We start from the raw sequence: 23,129 nt of genomic DNA on the forward strand, positions 1-23,129 counted from the left end.
CGTCGCTCAGATCTCGAGCACGACCTTGCCGATGTGCCCGGCGCGCTCGAGGTAGCGGTGGGCCTGCACCACGTCGTCGAGCGCGAAGGTCCGGTCGATGCGCACATGCAGCGAGCCATCGGCAAGGCCTGCGTCGATGAAAGCCAACGCACGACCCAACGCGCCCTCGTCGCGCGACAACCCCATGGTGGCCGCACCCGTGTGCTCCAGCACCTTGTAGACGTGGAAACGCCAGCTCTTGCGGAACTGCGCAATCACCGGGAACTTGAACTCGGCGCCACCCGACAGGCCATACAGCACATACAACCCGCGATGCGCCACCACATCGCCGAGCCGTTCGACCTGCGCACCACCCACGCCGTCGTACACAAGGTCGACGCCGCGGCCTTCGGTGAGCGTCAGCACGCGCTCGACCACGTCTTCGTCGTCCGTCACGACCACATGCGTCGCACCCGCGTCCCGCAGCGCGTCGCGCTTGGCGGCCGTGCGCGTGACGGCGATGGCGACGATGCCCGCCGCGCGCGCCATCTGCAGCGCCGCGATGCCGGTGCCCGATGAAGCCCCGGTGACCAACATCACCTGGCCGCGCCGCAGCCGCACCATCTCGAACATCGGGAAGTAGCCCGTGAGGTAGGCCATGTAGGCGCCCGCAGCCTGCGCAGCCGACAGGTTGGCGGGATACCGCACCACCTGTGCGGCCGGAAAGAGGATGCGGTCGCCGTAGGTCGGATACAGCCCCTGGCCCGCCCCCGGCAGCACCGCGACCCTGTCGCCCACGCCCAGCCCTTCGACGCCCTCGCCCACCGCCTCGATAACGCCGGCGGCTTCGTTGCCCAGCCCGGCCGGCAGCGTCGCGTCTTCGATATACAGGTTCTCGCGCCACAGCGCGTCGGCCCGGTTCAGGCCGATGGCCTGCACCGCGATGCGCACTTCGCCGGCGCCCGGCGCTGGCACTGCGACCTCTTCGACTGTCAGCACCTCGGCACCGCCGAACGCGTGGAAGCGAACCATCCTGTTCATGAAAACTCTCCTTCTTGAATGACCGATGGCTTCAATCTAGAGGCCGCAGCGCCATCAAGGAAATCGATTCGCGGGATAGTCGCTATGCGCACCATCGATCACGCCAAGACCCCGATGAAACCCATCGAACTCAACCGCATCGACCTGAACCTGCTCACCGTGCTGGCCGCGCTCATGCGCGAGCGCCATGTCAGCCGCGCTGCCGAGCGACTGAACCTCGGCCAGCCCGCGGTGAGCCATGCGCTGGCGCGGCTGCGCGATCTCACCGGCGATCCACTGCTGGTGCGCCAGGGCCGCGTGATGGAGCCGACCGCACGGGCGCTCGCCCTGATGCAGGGCCTGGGCCCCGCGCTCGCGCAGATCGAGGCCACCTTCCGCGCGCAGGCCGACTTCGAACCCGAGCGCGCCGCGCCGGTGTTCCGCATCGGCCTGACCGACGACCTGCAGATCGCGATGCTGCCCCGCCTGCTGCGCGCCCTGAGCGCCGAAGTGCCCGGCGCCAAGCTGGTGACGCTCACCGTCTGCTACCGCAACGCCATGCGCTATCTCGACCAGGGCCGTGTCAGCGCGGTGATGTCGTTTCTGAAGGACCTGCCCGCCGATGCGAAGGTGCGCAAGGTCCGCACCGCGCGCTTCGCCGTGCTCCGCGCCGACACCGCCCCCGGCAAGCTGTCGCTCGACGACTTCTGCCGCCGACGCCACGTGCTCGTGACCTATGCCGGCGACCTGTGCGGCACCGTCGACGAAACGCTGGGCGAACTCGGACGCCAGCGCGACGTCGTCTTCTCGGTGCCGCAGTTCGGCAGCCTGCCCGCCGTGCTCGCCGGCACCGACCTGCTGGCCACGGTGCCCGAACATGTGGCGCTGGCGCTGTCGGCGCAAGGCGGCTTGCGCTGCGAGCCCCTGCCCTTCGAAAGCCCCACCTATCAGCTGCGGATGGCCTGGCGCGCAGTGACCGACAAGGACCCAGCCCAGGCGTGGCTGCGCAAAGCCATGCTGCGGGCCGTCAACGATTAGGATTCACCCCACTTCCATGGAGGACCCCGCATGTCGAGCACCGAGACCCACTTCGAACTGACCGCCAACGACGGCTATCCGGTGGAGGCCCACCGCTGGCAGGGCACCGCACCCCGGGCCATCGTGCAGCTGGCGCATGGCATGGGCGAGCATTCGCTGCGCTACCGGCCGCTGGCCGATGCGCTCACGCAGGCCGGGTACGTCGTCTACGCGAACGAGCACCGCGGCCATGGCCCTGGCGCCTCGGCGCGCGGCGAACTCGGTGAGTTCGGCCCGCGCGGATTCACGGGCCTCGTGGACGACATGGCGCTGCTGAGCCGCCACGCGCGCGCCGAGCACCCCGGGCTGCCGCTGATCCTCGTCGGCCACAGCATGGGCTCGTTCGCCACGCAGTACTACCTGGTGCGCCACAGCGAGCTGTTGTCGGGCGCGGTGCTGTCGGGCACCACGGCGCTCGACCTGCTGGGCGGCGCGCTGCAAAGCGGCTTCCGCCTCGAAGACATGAATGCCGCGCTGCCCGACGTGCGCACGCCCTTCGACTGGCTCAGCCGCGACCCGGCGCAGGTCGATGCCTACATCGCCGATCCGCTGTGCGGCTTCACCGTGTCGGCAGAAGGCATGGGGACCATGTTCGCGAACCTGGACGAACTCACGCCTGCCGCGATGCAGACGCGCATCCGCCCCGAGTTGCCGCTGTACCTGTTCACCGGCGACCAGGACCCGGTCAGCAACAAGGCCGAATGGTTCTACCCGCTGGTGCAGCGCTACCGCGACGCCGGCCTGCGCGACGTGTCGTGCCATGTGTTCGGCGGCGCGCGCCACGAGACGCTCAACGAGACCAACCGCGACGAAGTCGTGGCCGTGCTGCTGGCCTGGTTGGCGCGCATCGTGCGATGAAACTCCTCGCCTTCGATGAAGGCCTGGACCAGCGCCACATCCTGCCGTACGACGCGGCGTATGCCGAGGTGTTCGCGCAGGTGCAGCGCCATGTACAGGCGCGCCTCGAAGGCGTGGAACTCGTGCACATCGGGAGCACGGCCATCGTCGGTTTGCGAGGAAAGCCGATGGTGGACATCGCGGCGATCACGCCTCATGAAAACCTGCGCACGGCCCAGACGGCATTAGAGGCCCTCGGGTTTCACCGCCGCCCCGTGTGGGTCGACACGGACGAGAAGCCTTACGTCTGCGCGTCCGTTCTGCACGACGGCCGCAGGCTCAACGTCAACCTGCACATCTGCCATCGCGGCGACCCGGTGCACGTGGACTCGCTGGCGTTCATGGCAGTCCTCGACCGGCGCCCCGACCTGCGCAGGAAGTACGAAGAAGCCAAGGACCGGGCCCACGGCGTCGACCCGGCCAACCCGCAGATCTACAACCAGGAAAAGGAAGCGGTGATCCGGGAGATACAGGCCCAGGTCGGGCGCACCTAACCTAGAGGCTCGCCAGTATCCCGGTCGACGTGGCCTCGGCCGCCAGCTTCCCATCGGGGTTGTAGAGCGCCGCTTCAAGAAACGCCACGCGCTTCCCGCGCCGGATCACACGCCCCTCGACGCGCCCTTCGCCAGGACCGACCTTCTCGTAGAAGCTCACCTTGATCTCCAGGCTGAAGACCGTCTGCGACTGCTCCGTGTCGTGCATGACCGCGTGGGCCATGGCGGCGTCGAGCCAGGCTGTGATGAAGCCGCCCTGGGCGATGGTGCCGTTCGTGTGGCAGTACTCGCGCCGCACCGTGAAGGCGGCCTTCAGCGTCTTGTGCTCGGCGTCCCATCCGGTCACATGGAAGTTGCCCATCGATTCGGACAGGGCCTGGCCCGAGCGGATGCGGGCTTCCAGTTCGTCGTTCATTGGTTTTGTTCGCAGCAGGTGGAGCAGCGGGCATTCTCTGCCGAAAGCGCGGGCACTACCGGGCACGGGCCCCTTCACGAATTTCAGATAAAAAGGCTGGCTCGGAGAAGAAAGAAAAAACCCATGCAAAGAAACACTGGAGCGCCGAGAAGCGTGAGAACGCCTCACGCCTTGCTCGGCGCCATGATCGCCGCGCTGCTGCCGTTTGCTGGATTCACCGCGCCACAGTCCAATCAGCAACCCGCGGCCGGTCTGCCGCCCAAGCCGGATATCTGCGCCGTCGCCATCCACGACCCGGCGCACATGATCGATGAAGGTACCCGCCAGCGCTTCACGCAGGACTTCAACGACGGCGTGGCCAGGAACGAAGGCGGGCTCCTGCGCGATGTCTTCGACCAGCCGCCGATGGCGCTGTCCACCGTCCCACCTCGATACCCCGCATGGGCCAGGCGCTGTGGCGTGGAAGGTCGGGTCATCATCGACCTGGTGATCGGACTGGAGGGAGAGGTGGCCCTCACCCAAGTGCTGGGCAATCCGCCGCGCGTCCTGGCCGACGCCGCCGTTCTTGCCGTGCGCCAATGGCGGTTCCAGCCGCAAACACTCGACGGCCAACCCGTCAGGGCCCGGTTTCGGCAGCCCGTCAACTTTCTCCTCACGCCCTCCACAACCGATCCTGAGGCAAGCCGCCCGCAGGCCGTCATCGGGCGGAAAAACGTCTCGCCCGAGGACGCCAGGAAATCGCTGCAGCTCAGCTACGCCAGCGCCCGGCTGGAGTCCCAACTGGGAGCAGGTGTCCGAGTCGTTGACATGCAGACGCTGGAATGGCCGTTGCTCGACTACGTCCGCGCGGTGCAATCGCGGATGGACGCCATCGAGGTGGAGGAAGGCGCGCCCCTCGTGAACCGGAATCTGCGCGTGGCCCTCACGGTCAATGGCGACGGAAGCATTGCGAACGCCCTGGTGCTGGGCTCTGCGAACGAGGCCGCGCAACAACGGGCAGAGCAGGCGGCACGACGCGCCGCCACGCTGGGCCCGCTGCCCCGCGTGCCCGGCAGTGAAATCAAGCAGATCGTTTTCGTGCTCCCGTTCGAGACGGGGTTCGATCGATTCCCGCAGACTCCATCGAACCTGTCCCGCCCCGAGCCCGCTCAAAGGTAGCGCACCTCCGCCGGTGCTTCGAACCAGTTGTTGTAGCGCGCGTCACCAAACGGCTGGACACCATCGCGCGCCGGCAGGGTACCTCCCTCCCCCGTCTATAGGATGGGCCCGCCCGATACCGGTCGATAGGCTTGCGGCACCTGCAACCTCCGAACGGAAACGGATCTGCCCATGCGCCTCGGCCTCGGTCTCGCTTTCGGAAGCCCGCCATGCCCCTGACCGCCACCCAGGTCGCCGTGGTCGAGGACGACAGCGGCATGCGCGAGCGCATCGCGCGCGTGATCGGCGCCGACCCGGCGCTGGCGCTGGCCTTCAGCGCTTCGAACGCGGTCGACATCCTGAACTGGCTCACGGACAACCCGGTCGATGTGCTGCTGGTCGACCTCGGCCTGCCCGACCACCCCGGCCTGCAGGTGATCCGCCAGTGCCGCCGCATGCAGCCGGCCTGCGCGGTGATGGTGCTGACGATCTTCGGCGACGAGACCCACATGGTGCAGGCCTTCGAGGCCGGCGCACGCGGCTACCTGCTCAAGGACGGCACCGAGGCCGACCTGGCGGCGCACCTGCGCCACCTGGGCGCCGGCGGCTCCCCGCTGCCGCCGGGCATCGCGCGGCAGTTGCTGCGCCGCTGGCAGGCGTCCGACGGCGCGCCCGGGCACTTCTCGTCGCGCGAGGCCGAAGTGCTCGACCGGGTCTCTCGTGGTTTCACCTATGCCGAAATCGGCGCGCAGATGGGAGTCTCCGCATCGACGGTTCAAACCCATATTCGAAACATCTACGGCAAGCTGGATGCGCCCCCCCCCTCGGAAGCCGTGTTGGCGACCCGTCCTCCAGGCCGGCTTTCCTAGCCGCGTGAACCGCCCCGTCTTTTTCTTTCCCTCTCTGCGGGCCCTGCTGCTACTGCTGCTGTGGCTGGCTCTCGCAGCGCCCTTCGCCCATGCCGCCAACCCGCCGGGCACCACCGACGTGCGCTGGGCCGAAGCCACCCTCGAACCCGACGGCCTGCCGCTGCAGGTGCGGCAGGTGGAGCTGCCCTTTCGCTGGGACCACGAGTTTCCGGGGCGCGGCGGCAAGGCCAGCTACCGCATCGTGCTGCCGGCGGACGCCGTTCGCGAGGGCGAAGCCCAGGCGCTGCTGATGTCGGGTCTGGGCAACCAGGTCGCGGTCTGGTTCAACGGCGCACTGGTCGCCAACTACGGCGTGCTCGGCGACCCCACCTACGACGCCGCCAAGGCCAACCACCTGGTGCCGCTGGCCGCCGCGCTGCGGCGCGGCAACGGCCAGACGCAGGAGCTGCACATCCAGGCCACCCTGCAACGCCAGCGCGGCGGCGGGCTGGCCAGCGTGCTCTACGGACCCGAGGCCTCGCTGGCCCCGTTGCACCGCTCGCAGCAGAACTGGCGCAACACCTCGGCCATCGTCTACGCGGTGAGCCTGCTGCTGATGGGCGGCCTGGCCGCCGGGCTGTGGCTGCGCCAGCGCGACGCGCTCTACGGCTGCTTCGCACTGGCGGCGCTCTCGGGCGTGGCGCGCAACCTCGACCGCGTGCTGACCGAAGGGCCCGTGCCCTGGCCGCTGTGGGGTGCGGTGGTGGCGGTCTGCTATGCCTGCCACATCGGACTGATCGCGCGCTTCGTGCTGCTGGTGCTCGACCGCAACCCGCCATGGCTGGTGCGCTCCATCTACGGCGCGCTGGCGCTGTCGGTGGCGCTGGCCTGCGCCTCTTTCGCCTTTGCACTGCCGGCGCTGTGGACCACGGGCCTGGCGATCCTGCAGCTCACGAGCACCATCTGCCTGCCCTACGTGGTGCATGGGGCGCTGGTGGCCCGGCGACGCATCGCCGGCGTGCTGATGGCGGCGGGCACGCTGGCCATCCTGGCCGGGGCGCACGACCTGCTGCTGGTGCGCATGGGCCTCTTCGGCGGCGCGTACTACACGCTCACCTCGCACGCGATCTTCTTCTTCGTGATGATCCTGGCCGGCCTCGTGGTGGAGCGCTACAGCCGCACCGTGGCCGACTACCGCTCGCTCAACGCCAACCTCGCCGCGCGCGTGGCCGAGCGCGAAGAGCAGCTGCGCGGCGCCTTCGAAACCGTGCGCAAGCAGCAGGAAGAACAGGCCGTGCTGCTGGAGCGCCAGCGCATCATGCGGGAGATCCACGACGGCGTCGGCTCGCAGCTCGTGGGCTTGCTCAACGTGGTGAACCAGCCCGCGCCCGACCGCGATGTGGTCGAAGAGCACGTGAAGCTGGCGCTCGACGAGATGCGCATGGCCGTCGATTCGCTGCAGCCCATGCACGACGACCTGACGACCGTGCTGGCCACGCTGCGCTACCGCCTGCAGCCCCGGCTGGACGCCGCCGGCATCGAGCTGGTGTGGGACGTCGCCCTCATCCCCACGCTCGCGCCCTTCGCCGCGCAGGCCGCGCTGCAACTGCAACGCATCCTGCTCGAGGCCTTCACCAACGTGCTGAAGCATGCGGGCGCCACGCGCATCGTGATGCATGTGGGCTGGCATGGCGAGCAGACGCCGCCGCTGGTGCGCATCGTGCTCACCGACAACGGCCGCGGGCTGCAGGCGAACGAACGCCCCGGTGGCCATGGCCTCGCGAACATGCGTTCGCGGGCACAGGCCATCGGGGCGCGGTTGCAGATCGAGCGGGCCGACGCGCAGACCGGTGGCACGCGCGTCTCGCTCGACTGGCCCTGCGCGCTGCCCTGAGCGCGCCAGATCGGCCGGTCAGCCCAGGCGCACCGGCACGAAGATCTTGTCCTCGCCGCGCTGGATCAACAGCGCCACCGACTTGTCCGCCTTGGCCACCGCCTGGCGCACCTGCTCCAGGCTCTTGGCCGGCGTGCCATTGATCGCCAGCAGCACGTCGCCGGCCTGCACCCCGGCCATCGCCGACGGGCCGGCCACGTCCTCGATCAGCAGACCGCCGTCGATCGACGCTGCGCGCTGTTCCTGCGGCTGCAGCGGACGCAGCGCGAGGCCGAGCTTGCCTTGCCCCGCCGTGTTGTCGGCCTTGGCAACCTGCGCCGGCTTGTCGCTCGCATCACCGAGCTTGGCCTGCAGCTCCTGGCGCTCGCCCTGGCGCCACACCTCGAGCGTGACCTTCTTGCCCGGCGCCTGTTGGCCGATCACGGCCGGCAGATCGCCCGACGACACGATGGCCTGGCCGTCGACCTTGCGGATCACGTCGCCCGCCTTCAGGCCCGCATGGTCGCCGGGGCCGCCCTTCTCGATGTTCGAGACCAGCGCGCCCTCGGGCTTGTCGAGCTTGAACGAATCGGCGAAGGCCTGGTTCACCTCCTGCACCGCCACGCCCAGGCGCGCATGCGTGGCCTTGCCGGTGGCGACGATCTGGTCCTTCACCTGCACGGCCACGTCGATCGGAATGGCGAACGACACGCCCTGGTAACCGCCGCTGCGGCTGTAGATTTGCGAGTTGATGCCGACCACCTCGCCGCGCGCATTGAGCAGCGGCCCGCCCGAGTTGCCGGGGTTCACGGCCACGTCGGTCTGGATGAAGGGCACGTAGCTGTCGTCGGGCAGCGAACGGCCCTTGGCGCTCACCACGCCGGCCGTTACCGTGTTCTCGAAGCCGAAGGGCGAGCCGATGGCCAGCACCCATTCGCCGACCTTCAGGTCCTTGGTGTTGCCCAGCGCGAGCACGGGCAGGTTCTTCGCGTCGATCTTGAGCACCGCGATGTCGGTCTTGGCGTCAGCACCGAGCACCTTGGCGCGGTACTCGCGGCGGTCGGTCAGCTTGACGGTGACTTCCTTCGCATCCTTCACCACGTGGGCGTTGGTCATGATGATCCCGCTCGGGTCCACGATGAAGCCCGAGCCCTGCGAGCGCACCGGCACGGCGCGCTGCTGTTGCTGTTGTTGGCCGCGCGGTCCCATCTGCCCCTGGAAGTGACGGAAGAACTGGAACATCGGATCGTCCGGGTCGATGCCCTGCAGCTGCGCCATGGTGTCGTCGTCCGGGGCTTTCTCGGTGCCGGTCACGCTGATGTTGACCACGGCCGGGCCGTCACGCGAGGTGATGGTCGAGAAGTCGGGCAAGGTGACCATCGCGGCGGGCGCGGCCACGGCGGCAGCGGTGGCCGGCGCACCCACGGCGCGGGCGCTGGTGTAGGCCCCGGCGCCGACGGCACCGATCACACCGGCGGCGGCCAGCGCGATCACGAGGGCACGGGGGGAAGTCAAGGCGGTTTTCATTCTTCGATTCCTTTCAATCCTGCGCCGGAGCGCAAACACGATGAAAGGAATGTCGCGGCCTTGACTTAGGCGTCGCTTAAACGGAATCCACTTTCTCTCGGGGAGCGAACACCACGCGCACGCACAGCCCGCCGAGGCTCTCAGACTTTTCCAACGCCACCGTGGCGCCATGCAGGTCGGCGATCGACTTCACGATCGCCAACCCCAACCCGCTGCCCGGCGCCTGCGGCTCGCCCGAGCGATAGAACCGATCGAGCACGCGCGCACGCTCGGCCTCGGGCAAGCCGGGGCCGCTGTCGTCCACGCGCAGCTCCACCGCATCGGCGCGCTTCACGATGCCGACATCGACCCGCCCTTCTTCGGGCGTGTACTTCACGGCGTTGTCGATCAGGTTGCGCAACAGCATGCGCAGCGCCTCGGGCTGGCCGCTCACCGTCGCGCCCGCGTCGGCCTGCGCGACGCCGATGTCGATGCGGCGCGCCTGCGCGGCCGCCACCGCATCGGAAATCGCCAGGCGCGCCACCTCGGCCAGATCGACCGTCTCGGGCTTCGCGCCCGCAGCCATGCTGGCCTCGTGGCGGGCCAGCGCCAGCATCTGCTCGACGAGACGCGTGGCGCGGTCGATGCCGGCCGACAACCGGCTCACGGCCAGCGTGCGCGCCGCGTCATCAGGCGCGCGCTGCAGGCCTTGCACCTGCAGCTTGAGCGCCGCCAGCGGCGAACGCAGTTCATGCGCGGCATCGGCCACGAAGTGCTTCTGTGCGTCGAAGGCATGGCGCACGCGGCCGAACAGCAGGTTGAGTTCCTGCACCAGCGGGCGCACTTCTTCGGGCAGGTTCTCCTCGCTCACGGGCGAGAGGTCGTCCGCTTGCCGCGATGCCACCTGCCGGCGCACGCGAGCCACCGGCGCCAGCGACAGGCTCACCACCCACCACACGACCAGCATCAAGAGCGGCGCCATCAGCGCCACGGGCACGATGGTGCGCAGCGCGAGCGAGCCGGCCATGTTCCGCCGTGCCGCCATGTCCTGCGCCACCTGGATCACCAGCCCGCGCGTCTGCATCGAGAACACGCGGTAGGTCGTGCCGCGTGCGCGCACGTCGGCAAAGCCCAGCACCGCGAGCTGCGGCAGCGCCGCTTCTTCGGCCGACTCGAAGATGCGCACGCCGTCGACGGTCCACACCTGCACCACGAATTCGAAGTTCTGCTCAGCGCCGCCGAGCCCACCCACGGCAGCGCTAGGCGGCAGCCCCGCGCGCAGCGACAGCGCCATCTGCTGCATGTGGTAATCGAAGATGTCGTCGGCCTCTTTCAGCACCGTGCGGTAGGCCACCAGCGCCTGCGCACCGGCCGCGAGCACGATGGCCGCGAGCAAGAACACCAGCAGCCGCGCGCGCAGCGATCCAGTCCATCGCATCACGCGGCGCATCATGCCTTGGGCACCATGTAGCCGACGCCTCGCACGTTGCGGATCAGCTCCGCGCCGAGCTTCTTGCGCAGCCCGTGCACATACACCTCGACCGCGTTGCTGCTGATCTCGTCCTTCCAGCCGTAGAGCTTTTCTTCGAGCTGCGCGCGCGAGAGCACCATGCCCGGGCGGGCCAGCAGCGGCTCGAGCACCGCCCATTCGCGCGCCGACAGCACCACCGGTTCGCCGTTCACCGCGACCTCGCGCGTGGCAGGGTTGATGCTGACGCCCATGTGCTCGTACACCGGTTCGGCGCGACCGGACGCGCGCCGCAGCAAGGCCCGGATGCGCGCCAGCAGCTCGTCGAGGTCATAGGGCTTGAGCACGTAGTCGTCGGCACCGGCGTCGAGGCCTTCGATGCGCTGCTGCACCGAGTCGCGCGCGGTGGCGATCAGCACCGGCATGCGCTGCTTGCGCGCACGCAGCGCGCGCAGCACTTCCAGGCCGTCGCGGCGCGGCACGCCCAGATCGAGCAGCACGAGGTCGTACTGCTGGGTGCGCAATGCCGATTCGGCGGCGTCGCCGTCTTTCACCCAATCGACGGCGTACTGCTCAGCCCGTAACAGGTCGAGCACGGCTTCGCCGATCATCACGTCGTCTTCGAGAAGCAGGAGTCGCATGGTGGATGTCCGTTGTCGGGGGTTCGAGGCCGCGCCGGCGCCGAAAGTTCAGCGCGCCTCAGTTCACAGGAGGGAGCGCACTTCGCGTGCCGCCTCGAACAGAAGCGGCAGCATCTCGCGCTGCAAGGTCTCTTCCTGGTAGCGCGTGCCCGACAGCACCACGTTGAGCGCGGCCACCGTGTGACCTTGCATGTCGCGCAGCGGCACCGCGAGCGCCTGCACGCCGAGCTCGTGTTCCTCGCTGGCGAAGCAGTAGTCGTCCTTGCGCACCTGCACGATCCGCTGGCGCAAGGCGCGCGCCTGGGTGAGGGTCTGAGGTGTGAGGCGTGCGAGGTGCCGGCCCTTGAGCCACTGGGTGAGCTGCGTGGCAGGCATCGCGGCCAGCAGCACGCGCCCCGTCGAGGTGGCGTGGGCCGGCAGGCGCGCACCGAGGTGCAGGCCGTAGGCCAACACGCGCGTCGGCGTGCCATAGCTGCCGCTGCGCGCGACGATGACCACCTCTTCACCGTCGAGCACCACGGCCGAGAACGACTCGCCCGTTTGCGCCGCGAGCCGGTTCAGCGTGGGCTGCAACGCGCGCGGCAGGCGCGACGAGGCCAGATAACTGCCCGAGAAGCGCAGCACCTTCGGTGCCATCCAGAAGTAGCTGCCGTCGGTTTCCAGGTAACCCAGGTGGGCCAGCGTGAGCAGGTGGCGCCGGGCGGCGGCGCGTGTGAGGCCGGCGCGCTCGGCCGCCAGCGTGGCGTTGAGGCGCTGGCGCTCGGTGTCGAAGCTTTCGAGCACCGCCATCCCCTTGGCGATGCCCTCGATGAAGTCGGCGCGGGCGATGGTCATTCGTCGTCGGGAGTTCGTCGTGGGTCGGTCGGCTGAAGAAGTGTTGCGCGATGATCGCGCACGCGTTCGCATGATCGCACAGAGCCTCGCCAGCCGCCGCCCCAACCGGCCGGCCGCGCCCTACGCTTCGCAAAACCCATACGGAGACACGAACATGCGCACCCAGGTCGCCATCATCGGCGCAGGCCCCGCCGGCCTTCTGCTCGGCCAGCTGCTGCACAAGGCAGGCATCGACAACATCATCGTGGAGCGCCAGAGCGGCGACTACGTGCTGGGCCGCATCCGCGCCGGCGTGCTCGAACAGGTCACGATGGATCTGCTGGTGCGTGCGGGCGTCGACACCCGCGCCAAGGCCGAGGGCCTGCCGCACGACGGCATCGAGCTGCTCTTCAAGGGCGCGCGCCACCGCATCGACATGCACGGCCTCACGGGCGGCAAGCAGGTGACGGTGTACGGCCAGACCGAGGTGACGCGCGACCTGATGGAAGCGCGCACGGCCGAAGGCCTCACCACCATCTACAGCGCGGCGAACGTGAGCCTGCGCGACTTCAACACCGGCCGCCCGCGCGTGCGCTACGAAAAAGACGGCCAGACACACGAGATCGAGTGCGACTTCATCGCCGGCTGCGACGGCTACCACGGCGTGAGCCGCGCCAGCGTGCCCGCCGACGCGATCCAGACCTACGAGAAGGTCTATCCCTTCGGCTGGCTCGGCGTGCTGGCCGACGTGCCGCCGGTGTCGCACGAACTCATCTACGCCAACACCGAACGCGGCTTTGCGCTGTGCAGCATGCGCAGCGCCACGCGCTCGCGCTACTACGTGCAGGTGCCGACCGAAGAAAAGGTGGAGAACTGGAGCGACGAGGCCTTCTGGAACGAGCTGCGCGCGCGCCTCGACCCCGAAGCGCGCGAACGCCTGGTGACCGGCCCGTCGCTCGAAAAGAGCATTGCGCCACTGCGCAGCTTCGTGGCGGAGCCGATGCGCTTCGGTTCGCTGTTCCTGGCCGGCGACGCCGCGCACATCGTGCCGCCGACCGGCGCCAAGGGGCTCAACCTCGCGACGGCCGACGTGGGGTACCTATCGCGCGCCCTGGAGATTTTCTACAACGAGAAGTCGGCCTCGGCGCTGGACCGTTACTCCGACCTGTGCCTGCGCCGGGTCTGGAAGGCCGAGCGCTTCTCGTGGTGGTTCACCTCGCTGATGCACCGTTTTCCCGAGACGGGCGCCTTCGGCCAGAAGATCCAGGAAGCCGAGCTCGACTACCTCGTGCATTCGCGCGCGGCGTCCACCGCGCTGGCGGAAAACTACGTGGGGCTGCCGCTCGAAGACTTCTGAGCGCGCTCCAGCGCCTGCTTCATCGCAGCGCCGCCGTGCGCCATCATGGGTTCGATGTATGCCGCGAGCGCGTCGGGCAGCACGTCGGTGATCCAGACGAAGCGCGAGCGGCCTTCGCCGTCCGCGAACACCTGGGCCGATGCGTGATGGTGCGTGGCCTTGCCGTCGGTCACGGTGTAGGCCAGGCGGCGGTGCTCTTCGTCGAGGGCCACGAGCAGCTCGCGCGCGACGAGGCCGTTGGCAAAGTGGACGATGCGGGCGCCCTGCCCGTCGAGTTCGCAGCCGGTGAGAAAGCCCGGCGCGAGGCGCGCGTGGACGGCGCCGAAGTCGCGCAGCGCATCCCACACCTGCGCCACATCAACCTCGACGATGAACTCCTTGTAGACGGTAGCCATGAGGTCGGTGCCTTTCGGGTCAGGGACAAACGGCCTCGACGTTGTTGCCGTCGGGGTCGATGAGGAAGGCCGCGTAGTAGGTCGGGCTGTAGTCGGCGCGCGGCCCTGCGCCGCCGTTGTCGGTGCCGCCGGCTTTCAACCCGGCTTTGTGGAACGCGGCGACGGCTGCGTGGTCGGGCGCGCGGAATGCGATGTGCGTGCCCGGGCCCTTGGCATCTTTCGCGGCGTAGAGCCACAGCGCCGGTTCGCCGGCGGGGCCGAGGCCGGCGTAGCTTTCGTCGTCGTGGGAGCCCAGCACGTGGCCGAGCGGCGCGAGCGCGGCTTCGTAGAAGCGCCGGCTCGCGGCGAGGTCTTTGACTTTCAGTCCGATGTGGTCGTACATGGCGATGACTTTCTGCTTGAAGGGTGGATCAAGCGGTCATCGTGAAGCAGCGCGGCCAGGCGGTCTTGGAAAATCTTGCGGTCGCCCTTGGCAGCGAGCCGGAAGCCGCGTGGCGACACGCCGGCCGCGCGATGGAAGGTGCGCACGAAGTTGCTCAGGTCGGCAAAGCCGGCCTCGAAAGCGACCTCGGTCACGGAAAGATCGCTGTCCGCCAGCAGGCGCGCGGCGCGACGCAGCCGGGAGCGCACGAGGTACTGGTGCGGTGTGACGCCGAGCACCTGGGAGAACAGCCGCAGGAAGTGGAAGGCGCTCAGGCCCGCCTGCGCGGCCGCGTCTTCCAGGCCGATCTCGCCCGCTGCGTGGGCCTCGATCCACGTCGCGGCCTCGACTGCGCGGCGTCGGTCGCGCGGCGTGGCCGACGGCGGCGCTGTGGGTTTGCCGCGCCCTTTCACCACGTCGAGGAAACGGCTGGCGAAGCCCATGCCCAGCTCGTCCAGGCCCACGTCGCTGCCGCCTTCGACCGCGACCTGCGCGAGTTCACCGAGCACCATGAGTTCGGGCAGCGGCGGCAGCCCCGAGGCATGCCAGCTGCGCCGGTCGCCGCCGATCAGGTCGACGAAGCCCGGCGAGAAGTGGAACGACAGGCACTCGTCGCCGCAGGCGAAGTGCTCGTGGGTGCAGACGTAGTCGTCGCCCGGTGCTCCGACCAGCACCGAACCGGCCACCAGTTCGTAGTCGCGGCCGAGCGCGCGGCAGCCGAAGCTGCCCTTGCGCACGTACGAGACCGAGTGCGTCTCGTGCATCTCGGTGAACGGCGCCGCGCCGACACCCGCATCGCAGCGGTAGGTCGAAACGCGGATCGCGTCGGTCTGCAGTTCGGTGGTGACACGCATGATGACTTTCGTCGCCCTTCGATCACCGGCCAGTGGCGCTCAGTCGATCGTCTGCATGGCCTGCCAGACCCGCGACGGGCTCAGCGGCATGTGCAGGCGAGGTGCGCGGGCCCCGAGCCCGTTGCGTGCGAAGGCATCGGCCACCGCGTTGACGATGGCCGGCGTGGCGCCGATGGTGCCCAGCTCGCCGACGCCCTTCACGCCCAGCGGGTTGTTCTTGCAGGGCGTCGACTCGTCCATCTCCATCTGGAACATGGTGTCGACAATGTCGGCGCGCGGCGCGACGTAGTCCATCAGGCTGCCGGTCACGGGCTGGCCGGTTTCGGTGTCGTAGACCACCTGCTCGTACAGCGCCTGACCGATGCCCTGCACGGCACCGCCTTCGAGCTGGCCACGCACGATCATCGGATTGACCACGCGGCCCACGTCGTTGACGGAGCTGTAGGCCACGACGCTGATCTCGCCCGTGGGCGGATCGAGTTCGATCTCGCAGATGTGGCAGCCATTGGGCCAGCTCGGGCCAGCCACGGTGCTGGTGGAGTCGACAAAGATCTCGCGCCCCGGCTGCTTGGCGGCCAGGGTGAACAGATCGAGTTCGAGGTCGGTGCCGGCCACGATGAAGGTGCCACGGCTGTAGACGATGTCGTCGATGGAAGCCTCGAACTCCTGCGCTGCAAGTTCGCGCGCCTTGTTGATGGTGCGCTCGGCACCGATGCGCACGGCCGAGCCGCCGGTGAAGAGCGAGCGCGAGCCGGCACTGCCGAAGCCGTCGCCGCGGTCGGTGTCGCCGAGCACGACGCGCACCTTTTCGATGGGCACGCCGAAGGCATCGACGGCCAGCTGCGCAAGCGAGGTCGCAATGCCCTGCCCCATCGCGTTGACGGCCGAGAACACCTCGATCACGCCGTCGGCCTGCACCGACACCGTGACGCGCTCTTCGAACACGTTGCCGCCGGTCCACTCGAGAAACGTGGCGATGCCCAGGCCGCGCTGCTTGCCGCGCGCCGCGGACTCGGCCGCGCGGGCTTCGAAGCCCTGCCAGTCGGCCAGCTGCAGCGCCTGGTCCATCACCGACTCGAACTGGCCGGTGTCGTAGGTCTGCGCCATCGGGTTCTTGTAGGGCATCTGCTCGGGGCGGATGAAGTTACGCCGACGCAGCGCGATGCGGTCGATGCCCGTCTGGCGCGCGGCCTCGTCCATCAGGCGTTCGATGGTGAAGATGGCCTCGGGCCGGCCCGCGCCGCGATACGCGCCGGTGGGCGCGGTGTTGGTGAGCACCGCCTTGAAATGGAAGTCGATGGTCTGGATGTCGTAGACGCTGGTCTGCACCCACGGGCCGATCAGCAGCTGGATCGCTACGCCGGTGCCGGTCGCGTAGGCGCCGACGTTGGCGAGCGTCTTGATGCGCAGGGCGAGGATCTTGCCGTCGGCGTCGAGCGCCATTTCAGCGCGCGCCTCGATGTCGCGGCCGTGCGCGCTCGAGAGGAACTCTTCGCTGCGGTCGGCCACCCACTTCACAGGCCGGCCCACCTGCAGCGCGGCGTAGGCGACCGCGATGTCTTCAGGGTAGGCGCCGGTCTTCATGCCGAAACCGCCGCCGACGTCGCCGACGACCACGCGCACTTTTTCTTTCGCCAGGCCGATGGCCGCGCAGACCGAATCGCGCACGCCGGACGGCATCTGGGTGCTCATGCGGATCGTGAGGCGGTCGGTCTTGCTGTCGTGCGTGGCGAGCACGGCGCGCGGCTCGATGGTGAGCGCAACGACGCGCTGGTTGTTCACGTCCAGCGCAATCACATGGGCGGCGCGCTCGAATGCGGCGGTGGCGGCTTCGCTGCTGCCGTGGCGCATCTCGGCGGCGATGTTGCCCGTGGCCTCGTCGCACAGGAGCGGCGCACCGTCGGCGGTCGCACCGGGGAGGTCGACCACCATCGGCAGTTCTTCGTAGTCGACCATGACAGCCTCGGCCGCATCGCGCGCCTGCTGCACGGTGTCGGCAATGACGCACGCGACCGGTTCGCCGACGAAGCGCGCGCGTTCGTGCGCCATGGCGCGACGCGGCGGGCTGGCGCTGTCGCTGCCGTCCGCGCGCTTGAAGCCTGCGGCGCCGGGCATCGGCTTGACGCCGGCTTCGGCCAGGTCGGCCCCGGTGATCACGCGCAGCACGCCGGGCATGCCGACGGCCGCGGACGTGTCGACGGACACGATGCGCGCATGCGGATAGGGGGAACGCAGAAAAACGAGATGCGCCTGCTCGGCGAGCGTGACGTCGTCGGTGTAACGGCCGGCGCCTGCGAGCAGGCTTTCATCCTCGAGGCGGCGCACCGCCTGGCCGCTGCCGAAGCGCGTGGGGTTGGGTTCAGTGGTCAACGTGGTCCTCTTGTGCTGATCCCCGGCGCTCTGCTCATGCCTGCCGGATCCGCTGTGGTACTGCGAAAGCAAGCTGAGCACTATAGGTTTTTCGACGGGTCTTGTGGGTTGTCTCTTGTGCCATCGGCGGTGGCACCAGGGCCGCAGCCTTGTGGACTGTTCCCGTGTGAGCGGGATTTTCCCTCAACTGGCGGACGTTTTCGAGAAGCCGTGTATACCTGCAACCATGCGACAACTGCCTTGGCTCGAACCCGGAGACACACTGCCCGACCCCGCGTCGGCATGGGACGAAAGAGACCCCGTGCCCGGCCTGCTGGCGGCTGGCGGATCGCTCGATGTCGATACTTTGATGCAAGCCTATGGCCGCTGCGTTTTCCCCTGGTTCAGCGACGACCAGCCCATCCTGTGGTGGAGCCCCGACCCGCGCATGGTGCTGCGGGTGCACGACTTCCGGCTGCATCGCTCGCTGCGCAAGACCCTGAACCGTTTTGCCATGACGCCCGGCTGCGAGCTGCGCGTCGATCACGATTTTGGAACGGTGATCCAGGCGTGTTCGCAGTCGGCGCGCGCCGGCCAGTCGGGCACGTGGATCGTGCCCGACATGGTGCAGGCCTATACGCAATTGCACCGCGCCGGGCATGCACACAGCGTCGAAACCTGGATCGACGGCGAGCTGGCGGGCGGGCTCTACTGCGTGGCGCTGGGCCAGGCGGTGTTCGGTGAGTCGATGTTCACGCGCCGGCCGGACGCTTCGAAGATTGCGCTGGCCGGCCTGGTCGCGCTGTGCCGGCGTGCCGGCGTCGAAATGATCGACTGCCAGCAGAACACCGCGCACCTGGCCAGCCTCGGCGCCCGCGAAATGCCGCGCGCGCGCTTCGTGGCGCACGTGGCCAAGGCCCGAAAACAGGAGGGCCCACAGTGGCAATTCGACCCCGTATACTGGTCTGAACTCCTTTCCGAGCGACCTTCTCTTTCGACGTGACGTGACGTGACGCACCTCAAGGATCTTCCGCTTCACACGCTGCAGTTCTATGCGACGGCGCCCTATCCCTGCAGCTACCTGCCGGATCGCCAGGCCCGCTCGCAGGTGGCCACGCCGAGCCACCTGATCCACAACGACGCGTATTCCGACCTGGTGCTCAGCGGCTTTCGGCGCAGCGGCATGTTCACCTACCGGCCGTATTGCGACGGCTGCCGTGCCTGCATCCCGCTGCGCGTGCTGGCGCACAGCTTCCAGCCGAACCGCAGCCAGCGGCGCACGGCCAAGCAGCACGCCGACCTGCAGGCCCGCGTGCTCAAGCTGTGCTTCGTGCCCGAGCACTACCAGCTCTACCTGCGCTACCAGACCGGCCGCCACTCGGGCGGCGGCATGGACCACGACAGCATCGACCAGTACACCCAGTTCTTGCTGCAAAGCCGCGTCAACTCGCGGCTGGTCGAATTTCGCGAGACCCTGCCCGACGGCAGCCCGGGCGCGCTGAAGATGGTGTCGATCCTCGACGTGCTCAGCGACGGCATCTCGGCCGTCTACACCTTCTACGAGCCCGAGGACGGCGCTGGCTACGGCACCTACAGCGTGCTGTGGCAGATCGAGCAGGCCCGCAAACTGGGCCTGCCGCACGTCTATCTGGGCTACTGGATCGAGCGCAGCCCCAAGATGCACTACAAGGCGCGCTTTTCCCCGCACGAAGTGTTGGTGGACGGCCACTGGCAGCCACCGGGCAATTTCACAAGGTAAAATTGGCGTCCGGTCATCACCGCCCAGCGCCATGAGAAAAAACCTATCCGACGTTCCCGCCACTCCCGTCATCCAGGTCATCGAGCGCATGTTCTCGCTGATCGATGTTCTCGCCTCACGCGAAGAGGCCATTTCGCTGAAGGAGATCAGCGAAAAGACGGGGCTCCACCCGTCGACCACGCACCGCATCCTCAATGACCTCGCGGTCGGTCGTTTCGTCGACCGGCCGGAAGCCGGCAGCTACCGCCTCGGCATGCGCCTGCTGGAGCTGGGCAACCTGGTCAAGGGCCGCCTGAACGTGCGTGACGCGGCCCTGGGCCCGATGCGCGAGCTGCACAAGCTCACCCAGCAGCCGGTCAACCTCAGCATGCGCCAGGGCGACGAGATCGTGTACATCGAGCGCGCCTACAGCGAACGCTCGGGCATGCAGGTGGTGCGCGCCATCGGCGGCCGTGCCGCCCTGCACCTGACCTCGACCGGCAAGCTCTTCTTGGCCGCCGACGACCCGCAGCGCGTGCGCAGCTACGCCACGCGTACCGGCCTGGCCGGCCACACCCGCAACAGCATCACCCAGTTGCCCGCGCTCGAGCGCGAGCTGTCGAAGGCACGCCAGTACGGCATCGCCCGCGACAACGAAGAACTGGAATTGGGCGTGCGCTGCATGGCCGCCGGCATCTACGACGACCAGGGCAAGCTGGTGGCGGGCCTGTCGATCTCGGCCCCAGCCGATCGCCTCGACGAAGGCTGGTTGCCCAAGCTGCAGGCGACCGCCAATGAAATCTCGGGCGCACTGGGTTTCAAGGACGGCATGGCTGCAACGCCTGCGTCGGGCGCGAACGTGACAACGGGCGCCTGAGCGCCCGTTTTCTTTCGACTCTTTCTTCTCTCTTCCGGCGAGTCAGCCGGTTCGCCCTCCACGAGGGCTGCAGGCAGGCCGCTAAACGGCCTCCCTGCTCGATCAATCTCAGCCAGCGACCTGGAAGCCGCGCGGTCCCGACACAGCGTGCGTGGCCTCGACCCAGCGGCGAACCCGCTCGGCGTCGGCGATGCGGCTGAACTTGCCGGCCGAATCCAGGAACACCATGATCAGCTTGCGCCCGGCCACCTTGGCCTGCATCACGAGGCACTGGCCGGCTTCGGAGATGTAGCCGGTCTTCTGCAGGCCGATGTCCCATTCCGGGCTCTTCACGAGGCGGTTGGTCGTGTTGAACTGCAGCACGCGGTTGCCGACCTCGACCTGGTATTCAGGCGACGTGGACAGCGAACGCACCGTGGCGTCGGAATAGGCTGCGTTGACCAGCAGCGCCAGGTCTTGCGCGCTCGACTGGTTGCGGCTCGACAGGCCCGTGGGCTCCACGTAGCGCGTGTCCTTCATGCCGAGCATGCGGGCCTTGGCATTCATGATGCTCACGAAGGTCGTGAGGCCGCCCGGGTAGGTGCGGCCCAGTGCGTGCGCGGCACGGTTCTCACTCGACATCAGCGCCAGGTGCAGCAGCTCGCCGCGCGAGAGCGTGGTGCCGACGGTCAGGCGCGAACGGCTGCCCTTTTCGGTGTCGACGTCATCTTGCGTGATCGTGATGAGCTCGTCGTTCGGCAGATGGGCCTCGCTGATCAGCAGGCCGGTCATGAGCTTGGTGAGCGACGCGATCGGCAGCACGGCGTGGTCGTTCTTGCTGAACAGCACTTCGTGGGTGTCCTGGTCGATCACCAGGGCGACGCTCGACTTCAGGTCGAGCGCGTCGTCGGTGCTGTGCAGACCGGCCATCTGGCCGAAGGACTGGCGGGCGGGCGTCTCGACGCGCACCACCGAACGGCGCTGCACGGCAACGACAGTCTTGCCATTCTTCTTGTGGATGGTGGCCACGACGTTGCGGCCGCCGCGCACGACCTTGTCGGCCTGCTCGGCGCGACCGCCGCGCGCCACCTTGGAAGCGGACGCATTGCGCTGCTTGGCTTCGGCGGGTGCCTTCGCCTTCTTGGCGACCGCGGACTTCGCGGCAGCGGGTTTTTCCTTCTTCGCGGCCTGGGCGCCAGGCAGCAAAAACGCCGAGGCGCACAGCGCCACGGCGAGGAACTTGAAGGCGGGTAGGAACCGCTGGATGGAAACTCGACGTAGACGGGTTTCAGGCATCAATAAATCTCCAGCGGCAACAAACGAGGACCGCAGTGTATCGAAATCAAAAAAGGCACGCAATATCAGTTACTTGCATCCCCTTCTTCATTCGAATACCAAGGAACGCCTCAAAACCTAACCTTGTGCCGCCACTCTCTCAGCTTGGCTCTGTAACTTGTTGAGCGCACTCAAATAAGCCTTTGCCGAAGCGACCACGATGTCTGGGTCTGCACCCACACCGTTGACCACCCGCCCTGCGTTTTGTAACCGGACTGTAACTTCCCCCTGGCTTTCCGTCGAGCCGCTGATGGCATTGACAGAGTAAAGAACCATCTCCGCGCCGCTCTTGACGTGGGCCTCGATCGCCTTGAGGGACGCATCGACCGGCCCGTTGCCGTCGGATTCGCTGGTGACTTCCTTGCCCTGGATCGTGAACACGATCTTGGCCTGGGGTCGCTCGCCGGTTTCGCTGTGCTGGGAGAGAGAGACAAAAGCGAACTGTTCACCAACGTTTGACAACTCTTCCGCGCTGACCAGCGCCAGGATGTCTTCGTCGAAAATTTCGGACTTGCGGTCGGCCAGCTCCTTGAAGCGCGAGAACGCGGCGTTGACCTCGGTCTCGCTTTCCATCGTCACGCCCAGGTCCTGCAGGCGCTGCTTGAAGGCGTTGCGGCCGCTGAGCTTGCCCAGCACGATCTTGTTGGCGCTCCAGCCCACGTCTTCGGCCCGCATGATCTCGTAGGTGTCGCGTGCCTTGAGCACGCCATCCTGGTGAATGCCCGAGGCATGTGCGAAGGCGTTGGCGCCCACCACGGCCTTGTTGGGCTGCACCACGAACCCTGTGGTCTGGCTCACCATGCGGCTCGCGGCCACGATGTGCTGGGTGTCGATGTTCAGGTCGAGCCCGAAGTAGTCCCTGCGCGTCTTCACGGCCATGACCACTTCTTCGAGCGAGCAGTTGCCCGCGCGCTCGCCCAGGCCGTTGATGGTGCACTCGACCTGGCGCGCGCCGCCGATCTTCACGCCGGCCAGCGAATTCGCCACGGCCATGCCGAGGTCGTTGTGGCAATGCACCGACCAGATCGCCTTGTCACTGTTGGGAATGCGCTCGCGCAGCATCTTGATGAAGTTGCCGTACAGCTCGGGAATGGCGTAGCCGACGGTGTCGGGCACGTTGATGGTGGTGGCGCCCTCGTTGATCACGGTTTCGAGCACGCGGCACAGGAAGTCCGGGTCGCTGCGGTAGCCGTCTTCGGGGCTGAACTCGACGTCGGCGATCTGGTTGCGTGCAAAGCGCACGGCCAGCTTGGCCTGCTCATGCACCTCGTCGGGCGACATGCGCAGCTTCTTCTCCATGTGCAGCGGCGAGGTCGCAATGAAGGTGTGGATGCGCCCGCGCGCCGCGCCCTTCAGGGCCTCGGCCGCGCGTGCGATGTCACGGTCGTTGGCGCGCGAGAGGCCGCACACCGTCGCGTCCTTGATCGCGTTGGCAATGGCCTTCACGGCCTCGAAATCGCCGTTCGAGCTGGCCGGAAAGCCCGCTTCGATGACGTCGACCTTGAGCCGCTCCAGCAGCTTGGCGATGCGCAGTTTTTCGTCGCGCGTCATCGAGGCGCCAGGCGACTGCTCGCCGTCGCGCAAGGTGGTGTCGAAAATAATGAGTTGGTCGGTCATCGTGGAGCTCCTTTGTTCGTTCCCACCTTGCGCATGCGG

Annotated in this window: 22 protein-coding genes; 10 read left to right on the forward strand and 12 right to left on the reverse strand. The window is 67.9% G+C overall.

Annotated features, from left to right (window positions below; translation table 11 throughout):
• Nucleotides 1-6: 6 nt before the first annotated feature.
• Nucleotides 7-1,020 carry a zinc-dependent alcohol dehydrogenase family protein gene (locus CLU95_RS01600; RefSeq protein WP_099789809.1) on the reverse strand — a complete coding sequence of 338 codons (1,014 nt, stop codon included), beginning with the start codon at nt 1,018-1,020 and terminating at the stop codon, nt 7-9.
• Between the two features lie 114 nt (nt 1,021-1,134).
• On the opposite strand from CLU95_RS01600, the gene CLU95_RS01605 reads away from it, so the two are divergent.
• Genes CLU95_RS01605 through CLU95_RS01615 form a run of 3 tightly spaced genes read left to right on the forward strand, consistent with a single transcriptional unit; the run spans nt 1,135 to nt 3,467 of the window.
• Complete coding sequence (locus tag CLU95_RS01605; protein ID WP_099797066.1) at nt 1,135-2,037, forward strand: LysR family transcriptional regulator; 903 nt, start codon at nt 1,135-1,137, stop codon at nt 2,035-2,037.
• A 30-nt stretch (nt 2,038-2,067) separates the two neighbouring features.
• Nucleotides 2,068-2,934, forward strand: a complete 867-nt coding sequence (locus tag CLU95_RS01610; RefSeq protein ID WP_099789813.1) for an alpha/beta fold hydrolase — start codon at nt 2,068-2,070, stop codon at nt 2,932-2,934.
• Nucleotides 2,931-3,467 carry a GrpB family protein gene (locus tag CLU95_RS01615; protein WP_099789816.1) on the forward strand — a complete coding sequence of 179 codons (537 nt, stop codon included), beginning with the start codon at nt 2,931-2,933 and terminating at the stop codon, nt 3,465-3,467. The genes CLU95_RS01610 and CLU95_RS01615 overlap by 4 nt, the downstream gene beginning before the upstream one ends.
• A 1-nt stretch (nt 3,468) precedes the next feature.
• Here the strand turns inward: CLU95_RS01615 and CLU95_RS01620 are convergent, their stop codons facing one another.
• The gene (locus CLU95_RS01620) at nt 3,469-3,882 is read right to left on the reverse strand and encodes a PaaI family thioesterase (protein WP_099789819.1); all 414 of its coding nucleotides are present in this window, start codon (nt 3,880-3,882) and stop codon (nt 3,469-3,471) included.
• Nucleotides 3,883-4,065: 183 nt separating this feature from the next.
• Here CLU95_RS01620 and CLU95_RS01625 point away from each other — a divergent pair, with 183 nt between their 5' ends.
• The 3 genes from CLU95_RS01625 to CLU95_RS01635 all read left to right on the forward strand — a co-directional run bounded on the left by CLU95_RS01625 (nt 4,066) and on the right by CLU95_RS01635 (nt 7,761).
• Nucleotides 4,066-5,040: an energy transducer TonB gene (locus CLU95_RS01625; protein WP_180288509.1), complete on the forward strand. Its 975-nt coding sequence runs from the start codon at nt 4,066-4,068 to the stop codon at nt 5,038-5,040.
• A gap of 209 nt (nt 5,041-5,249) precedes the next feature.
• On the forward strand, nt 5,250-5,888 hold the full coding sequence (locus CLU95_RS01630) for a response regulator (RefSeq protein ID WP_099789824.1): 639 nt from the start codon (nt 5,250-5,252) through the stop codon (nt 5,886-5,888).
• Between the two features lie 4 nt (nt 5,889-5,892).
• Complete coding sequence (locus CLU95_RS01635) at nt 5,893-7,761, forward strand: sensor histidine kinase (RefSeq protein ID WP_257214505.1); 1,869 nt, start codon at nt 5,893-5,895, stop codon at nt 7,759-7,761.
• 18 nt (nt 7,762-7,779) lie between these two features.
• On the opposite strand, the gene CLU95_RS01640 is transcribed toward CLU95_RS01635, so the two are convergent.
• The 4 genes from CLU95_RS01640 to CLU95_RS01655 form a co-directional block, all read right to left on the reverse strand.
• A complete protein-coding gene (locus CLU95_RS01640) occupies nt 7,780-9,267 on the reverse strand; it encodes a Do family serine endopeptidase (RefSeq protein ID WP_099789827.1) in 1,488 nt (495 codons plus the stop codon).
• Nucleotides 9,268-9,343: 76 nt separating this feature from the next.
• A complete protein-coding gene (locus CLU95_RS01645; RefSeq protein WP_257214506.1) occupies nt 9,344-10,684 on the reverse strand; it encodes an ATP-binding protein in 1,341 nt (446 codons plus the stop codon).
• 11 nt (nt 10,685-10,695) lie between these two features.
• Nucleotides 10,696-11,355 (reverse strand): response regulator, encoded by a 660-nt coding sequence (locus CLU95_RS01650; protein ID WP_062478105.1) that lies wholly within the window; start codon nt 11,353-11,355, stop codon nt 10,696-10,698.
• A gap of 63 nt (nt 11,356-11,418) precedes the next feature.
• Nucleotides 11,419-12,189, reverse strand: a complete 771-nt coding sequence (locus CLU95_RS01655; protein ID WP_099789830.1) for an IclR family transcriptional regulator domain-containing protein — start codon at nt 12,187-12,189, stop codon at nt 11,419-11,421.
• A 154-nt stretch (nt 12,190-12,343) separates the two neighbouring features.
• Here CLU95_RS01655 and pobA point away from each other — a divergent pair, with 154 nt between their 5' ends.
• Complete coding sequence (pobA, locus tag CLU95_RS01660) at nt 12,344-13,525, forward strand: 4-hydroxybenzoate 3-monooxygenase (protein WP_099797069.1); 1,182 nt, start codon at nt 12,344-12,346, stop codon at nt 13,523-13,525.
• On the opposite strand, the gene CLU95_RS01665 is transcribed toward pobA, so the two are convergent.
• The 4 genes from CLU95_RS01665 to CLU95_RS01680 are packed head-to-tail and all read right to left on the reverse strand — an operon-like array spanning nt 13,495 to nt 17,565.
• Nucleotides 13,495-13,920, reverse strand: coding sequence for an SRPBCC family protein (locus CLU95_RS01665; protein WP_099789832.1), 426 nt, complete (start codon nt 13,918-13,920; stop codon nt 13,495-13,497). The genes pobA and CLU95_RS01665 overlap by 31 nt on opposite strands.
• Nucleotides 13,921-13,939: 19 nt before the next feature.
• A complete protein-coding gene (locus CLU95_RS01670) occupies nt 13,940-14,302 on the reverse strand; it encodes a VOC family protein (RefSeq protein WP_099789834.1) in 363 nt (120 codons plus the stop codon).
• Nucleotides 14,281-15,195: a helix-turn-helix domain-containing protein gene (locus CLU95_RS01675; protein WP_099789836.1), complete on the reverse strand. Its 915-nt coding sequence runs from the start codon at nt 15,193-15,195 to the stop codon at nt 14,281-14,283. Before CLU95_RS01675 ends, CLU95_RS01670 begins: the two co-directional genes overlap by 22 nt.
• Before the next feature lie 39 nt (nt 15,196-15,234).
• Nucleotides 15,235-17,565, reverse strand: a complete 2,331-nt coding sequence (locus CLU95_RS01680; RefSeq protein ID WP_099789838.1) for a xanthine dehydrogenase family protein molybdopterin-binding subunit — start codon at nt 17,563-17,565, stop codon at nt 15,235-15,237.
• Between the two features lie 226 nt (nt 17,566-17,791).
• Between CLU95_RS01680 and aat the strand changes: the two genes are divergently transcribed.
• Genes aat through CLU95_RS01695 form a run of 3 tightly spaced genes read left to right on the forward strand, consistent with a single transcriptional unit; the run spans nt 17,792 to nt 20,159 of the window.
• Nucleotides 17,792-18,547, forward strand: coding sequence for a leucyl/phenylalanyl-tRNA--protein transferase (gene aat / locus CLU95_RS01685; RefSeq protein ID WP_099789840.1), 756 nt, complete (start codon nt 17,792-17,794; stop codon nt 18,545-18,547).
• Nucleotides 18,548-18,553: 6 nt separating this feature from the next.
• Nucleotides 18,554-19,303: an arginyltransferase gene (locus CLU95_RS01690; RefSeq protein WP_099789842.1), complete on the forward strand. Its 750-nt coding sequence runs from the start codon at nt 18,554-18,556 to the stop codon at nt 19,301-19,303.
• A 31-nt stretch (nt 19,304-19,334) separates the two neighbouring features.
• The gene (locus CLU95_RS01695; RefSeq protein ID WP_070060913.1) at nt 19,335-20,159 is read left to right on the forward strand and encodes an IclR family transcriptional regulator; all 825 of its coding nucleotides are present in this window, start codon (nt 19,335-19,337) and stop codon (nt 20,157-20,159) included.
• 108 nt (nt 20,160-20,267) lie between these two features.
• Here CLU95_RS01695 and CLU95_RS01700 read toward each other — a convergent pair whose 3' ends face one another.
• Nucleotides 20,268-21,434 (reverse strand): serine hydrolase, encoded by a 1,167-nt coding sequence (locus CLU95_RS01700; RefSeq protein ID WP_095950197.1) that lies wholly within the window; start codon nt 21,432-21,434, stop codon nt 20,268-20,270.
• A gap of 117 nt (nt 21,435-21,551) precedes the next feature.
• Nucleotides 21,552-23,090 (reverse strand): 2-isopropylmalate synthase, encoded by a 1,539-nt coding sequence (locus CLU95_RS01705; RefSeq protein ID WP_099789844.1) that lies wholly within the window; start codon nt 23,088-23,090, stop codon nt 21,552-21,554.
• Between the last annotated feature and the right edge of the window lie 39 nt (nt 23,091-23,129).

This window comes from Variovorax sp. 54 (genome assembly GCF_002754375.1).
Lineage (GTDB): Bacteria > Pseudomonadota > Gammaproteobacteria > Burkholderiales > Burkholderiaceae_C > Variovorax.

Bases quoted from the DNA above. Each gene is read 5' to 3' on its own strand.
- CLU95_RS01600 (WP_099789809.1), bottom strand. From the start codon at position 1,020: ATGAACAGGATGGTTCGCTTCCACGCGTTCGGCGGTGCCGAGGTGCTG.
- CLU95_RS01605 (WP_099797066.1), top strand. From the start codon at position 1,135: ATGAAACCCATCGAACTCAACCGCATCGACCTGAACCTGCTCACCGTG.
- CLU95_RS01610 (WP_099789813.1), top strand. From the start codon at position 2,068: ATGTCGAGCACCGAGACCCACTTCGAACTGACCGCCAACGACGGCTAT.
- CLU95_RS01615 (WP_099789816.1), top strand. From the start codon at position 2,931: ATGAAACTCCTCGCCTTCGATGAAGGCCTGGACCAGCGCCACATCCTG.
- CLU95_RS01620 (WP_099789819.1), bottom strand. From the start codon at position 3,882: ATGAACGACGAACTGGAAGCCCGCATCCGCTCGGGCCAGGCCCTGTCC.
- CLU95_RS01625 (WP_180288509.1), top strand. From the start codon at position 4,066: ATGATCGCCGCGCTGCTGCCGTTTGCTGGATTCACCGCGCCACAGTCC.
- CLU95_RS01630 (WP_099789824.1), top strand. From the start codon at position 5,250: ATGCCCCTGACCGCCACCCAGGTCGCCGTGGTCGAGGACGACAGCGGC.
- CLU95_RS01640 (WP_099789827.1), bottom strand. From the start codon at position 9,267: ATGAAAACCGCCTTGACTTCCCCCCGTGCCCTCGTGATCGCGCTGGCC.
- CLU95_RS01645 (WP_257214506.1), bottom strand. From the start codon at position 10,684: ATGCGATGGACTGGATCGCTGCGCGCGCGGCTGCTGGTGTTCTTGCTC.
- CLU95_RS01650 (WP_062478105.1), bottom strand. From the start codon at position 11,355: ATGCGACTCCTGCTTCTCGAAGACGACGTGATGATCGGCGAAGCCGTG.
- CLU95_RS01655 (WP_099789830.1), bottom strand. From the start codon at position 12,189: ATGACCATCGCCCGCGCCGACTTCATCGAGGGCATCGCCAAGGGGATG.
- pobA (WP_099797069.1), top strand. From the start codon at position 12,344: ATGCGCACCCAGGTCGCCATCATCGGCGCAGGCCCCGCCGGCCTTCTG.
- CLU95_RS01665 (WP_099789832.1), bottom strand. From the start codon at position 13,920: ATGGCTACCGTCTACAAGGAGTTCATCGTCGAGGTTGATGTGGCGCAG.
- CLU95_RS01670 (WP_099789834.1), bottom strand. From the start codon at position 14,302: ATGTACGACCACATCGGACTGAAAGTCAAAGACCTCGCCGCGAGCCGG.
- CLU95_RS01675 (WP_099789836.1), bottom strand. From the start codon at position 15,195: ATGCGTGTCACCACCGAACTGCAGACCGACGCGATCCGCGTTTCGACC.
- aat (WP_099789840.1), top strand. From the start codon at position 17,792: ATGCGACAACTGCCTTGGCTCGAACCCGGAGACACACTGCCCGACCCC.
- CLU95_RS01695 (WP_070060913.1), top strand. From the start codon at position 19,335: ATGAGAAAAAACCTATCCGACGTTCCCGCCACTCCCGTCATCCAGGTC.
- CLU95_RS01700 (WP_095950197.1), bottom strand. From the start codon at position 21,434: ATGCCTGAAACCCGTCTACGTCGAGTTTCCATCCAGCGGTTCCTACCC.
- CLU95_RS01705 (WP_099789844.1), bottom strand. From the start codon at position 23,090: ATGACCGACCAACTCATTATTTTCGACACCACCTTGCGCGACGGCGAG.